The 3,156-nt window shown below is 39.6% G+C and carries 3 protein-coding genes; all 3 read left to right on the forward strand.

What is annotated here, in order from left to right:
- A partial coding sequence (locus INF68_RS22790; protein WP_193525466.1) for a polysaccharide biosynthesis protein occupies positions 1-956 on the forward strand: 956 nt, incomplete at its 5' end.
- Position 957: 1 nt separating this feature from the next.
- Positions 958-2,061, forward strand: a complete 1,104-nt coding sequence (locus INF68_RS22795) for a capsular polysaccharide biosynthesis protein CapF (RefSeq protein ID WP_109845267.1) — start codon at positions 958-960, stop codon at positions 2,059-2,061.
- Positions 2,061-3,156: non-hydrolyzing UDP-N-acetylglucosamine 2-epimerase (wecB, locus tag INF68_RS22800; RefSeq protein WP_193525467.1), on the forward strand; the 1,096-nt coding region annotated here is incomplete at its 3' end. The genes INF68_RS22795 and wecB, both read left to right, overlap by 1 nt.

Consider the following 3,156-nt stretch of genomic DNA (forward strand, 5'->3'; position numbering starts at 1 on the left):
CAGATATACGCGAAATTCGTATTTTTTCTCGTGATGAGAAAAAACAAGATGACATGCGTAAAAAATATAATAATCCGAAACTGAAGTTTTATATAGGAGATGTGCGAGACTACTCAAGTGTGCTTAACGCATCGAGAGGAGTTGATTATATTTATCACGCAGCAGCATTGAAGCAAGTTCCTTCCTGTGAATTCCATCCTTTGGAAGCAGTTAAAACTAATGTGTTAGGCACAGAAAATGTCCTTGAAGCGGCGATCGCAAACGAAGTCAAGCGTATTGTATGTCTAAGTACTGATAAAGCAGTTTACCCAATAAATGCTATGGGTATTTCGAAAGCTATGATGGAAAAAGTCATGGTTGCAAAATCACGTAATGTTAATAGCGAAAAAACGGTGATTTGTGGTACTCGCTATGGAAACGTAATGGCATCTCGGGGTTCAGTGATTCCGCTTTTTGTTGATTTAATTAAAGCGGGTAAAGCGCTTACAATTACCGATCCAAACATGACTCGCTTTATGATGACACTTGAGGATGCAGTAGATTTAGTGCTTTATGCTTTTGAACATGGCAATAATGGCGATATTTTTGTACAAAAAGCACCCGCTGCAACCATAGATACTTTGGCTATAGCTCTAAAACAACTCTTAAATGCTGAAAGCCATCCTGTGAATGTGATTGGGACTCGTCACGGAGAAAAATTGTACGAAGCATTACTTAGCCGTGAAGAAATGATCGCAGCGATTGATATGGGTGATTATTATCGAGTACCACCTGATTTACGCGACCTTAATTATGGCAAATATGTTGAGCAAGGCGATCGTCGAATTTCTGAAATTGAAGATTATAACTCTCATAACACAACTCGACTGGATGTTGAGGGCATGAAAACACTGCTCCTTAAACTTCCTTTTATTAGAGCATTACGTGCTGGCGAGCAATACGAATTGGATTCCTAATATGAAGATTCTTATCACCGGAGCTGAGGGCTTCATTGGCCGTAACTTATGTTTACGGCTTCAAGAGGCTGGTTATACTCAATTAATTAAAATTGGTCGTAATTCAACCGCAGAAGACCTTGAAGATGCAGTAAAAAACGCAGATTTTGTTTATCATCTTGCAGGGATAAATAGACCACTGCAAAATGGTGAGTTTATTGAAGGTAACTCCAATTTTACAGCCAAGTTAGTTGAATTGTTAATTGCTAACGGCAAAAGAATTCCACTAATGATCAGCTCCTCAATCCAGGCTGAATTAGATAATCCATATGGTCTGAGTAAAGCATCGTCAGAAAAACATGTTGAACGTTATGCATCGCTTAGCGGTGCATCATATTATATATATCGTTTTCCTAATGTTTTTGGCAAATGGTGTAAACCAAACTACAACTCTTTTGTCGCTACTTTTTGCTACAATTTAGCTCGCGGTCTGGATATTACCGTCAATGATCCCTCTGCCGCAGTTAATCTCGTTTACATTGATGATGTTTGTAGCGAAGCGTTAGAACTTCTTAAAGGTAAATCCGAGAGTGGATATAAAAGTATTAACCCCATTTATTCTACAACAGTAGGTGAAGTTGCTGAACTACTCAAGCGCTTTAAAGCAAGTCGTTCAACATTAGTTACTGAAAATGTAGGTACGGGTTTCATTCGCGCATTATACTCGACTTGGTTGAGTTATTTACCCGTTGAAGAGTTTTCATATTCTATTCCCTCTTACGGGGACGCTCGCGGCATCTTTTGTGAAATGTTAAAGACGCCATCTGCGGGTCAGTTTTCATTTTTTACGGCCCATCCTGGAATTACACGTGGGGGCCATTATCACCACTCAAAAAATGAAAAATTTTTAGTGATTCGTGGGCGTGCGTGTTTCAAATTCGAGCATGTAATTACCGGGGAACGTTATGAGATTAACGTTTCATCAGAGAAGTTTGAAATTGTTGAGACGGTACCTGGTTGGACCCATGATATTACTAATATTGGTGGTGATGAATTAATAGTTATGCTTTGGGCAAATGAAATTTTTAATCGTGATTTGCCAGATACAATTGCGAGACCGCTATAATGAAAAAATTAAAAGTTATGTCTGTTGTTGGAACGCGTCCGGAAATTATTCGGTTGTCACGTGTGTTAGCTAAGCTTGATATTCACTGTGAGCATATTCTTGTTCATACAGGTCAGAACTATGATTATGAGTTGAATGAAGTATTTTTCAAGGATCTTGGTGTTAGAAAACCTGATTATTTCTTAAATGCTGCAGGGAAGAACGCGGCGGAAACAATTGGTCAGGTTATTATAAAAGTTGATGAAGTTTTGGAATCTGAAAAACCAGAGGCAATGTTAGTTCTGGGTGATACAAATTCATGCATTTCAGCGATTCCCGCTAAGCGGCGTAAAGTACCTATTTTCCATATGGAAGCGGGCAACCGCTGTTTCGACCAACGTGTTCCGGAAGAAACTAACCGACGAATCGTGGATCATACTGCTGATATCAATATGACCTACAGTGATATTGCTCGTGAATACCTCCTGGCTGAGGGCATTCCGGCCGACAGAATCATCAAAACCGGCAGTCCAATGTTTGAAGTGCTTTCATACTATATGCCTCAAATTGATAGTTCGGATGTGTTATCCCGCTTGAATCTTAGTCCCGAAGAGTTCTTCGTTGTAAGTGCACATAGAGAAGAAAACGTGGATTCTCCGAAGCAACTAATCAAGCTGGCGGAAATTTTAAACACCATTGCTGAAAAGTATAATTTGCCAGTCATAGTTTCCACTCACCCTCGTACACGAAACCGAATAAATGAACAAGGAATTCAATTCCATTCAAACATTCATTTGCTTAAGCCTTTAGGTTTCCATGATTACAATCAACTTCAGAAAAATGCACGAGCTGTATTGTCTGATAGTGGAACTATCACGGAAGAGTCTTCAATTATGAATTTCCCTGCTATTAATATTCGGGAAGCTCATGAGCGTCCAGAGGGTTTTGAAGAAGCATCCGTTATGATGGTAGGCCTGGAATGCGAACGTGTACTTCAGGCACTGGATATCCTTGCAACACAGCCTCGTGGGCAAACACGACTTTTACGGCAGGTGAGCGATTACAGTATGCCAAATGTTTCTGATAAAGTTGTAAGGATTATTCACTCTTATACAG

The sequence above is a fragment of the Enterobacter cloacae complex sp. P16RS2 genome (genome assembly GCF_014982155.1).
GTDB classification, from domain to species: domain Bacteria; phylum Pseudomonadota; class Gammaproteobacteria; order Enterobacterales; family Enterobacteriaceae; genus Enterobacter; species Enterobacter cloacae_M.

Excerpts from the sequence above, each read along its gene's own strand:
- INF68_RS22795 (WP_109845267.1), top strand. The coding sequence starts at position 958 with ATGAAGATTCTTATCACCGGAGCTGAGGGCTTCATTGGCCGTAACTTA.